Origin of the sequence: Glycomyces sp. L485, assembly GCF_022548875.1 — a bacterium.
In the GTDB taxonomy this organism is placed as follows: domain Bacteria; phylum Actinomycetota; class Actinomycetes; order Mycobacteriales; family Micromonosporaceae; genus Glycomyces.
Genome location: NZ_JAKZEW010000021.1, coordinates 5,312 through 5,524, shown reverse-complemented (window position 1 = coordinate 5,524; position 213 = coordinate 5,312). Strand labels below are relative to the sequence as shown.

Annotated in this window: 1 protein-coding gene; it reads left to right on the top strand. The window is 64.8% G+C overall.

Going from position 1 to position 213, the window contains the following annotated elements:
- A partial coding sequence (locus L0U85_RS11995; protein ID WP_241377997.1) for a hypothetical protein occupies window positions 1-213 on the top strand: 213 nt, incomplete at both ends.

The following is a 213-nucleotide window of genomic DNA, read 5'->3' as shown; positions in this document are numbered from 1 at the left end:
TCTGAGGACCGGATCCTCCTGACCACCTTCAACAAGCGACTGAAGTCCGATCTGGAGCACAGGCTGACCAAGCTTCTCGACGAAGCGGCGCGCTCGCGGGTGGACGTGGTCAACATCGACCGGCTCGCCCTCGACATCGCGAAGGAGCTGACCGGCGAGCGGCGCAGGCCGGTCTGGAGCGATGATGAACTCCGCGACCACTGGCAGCAGGTC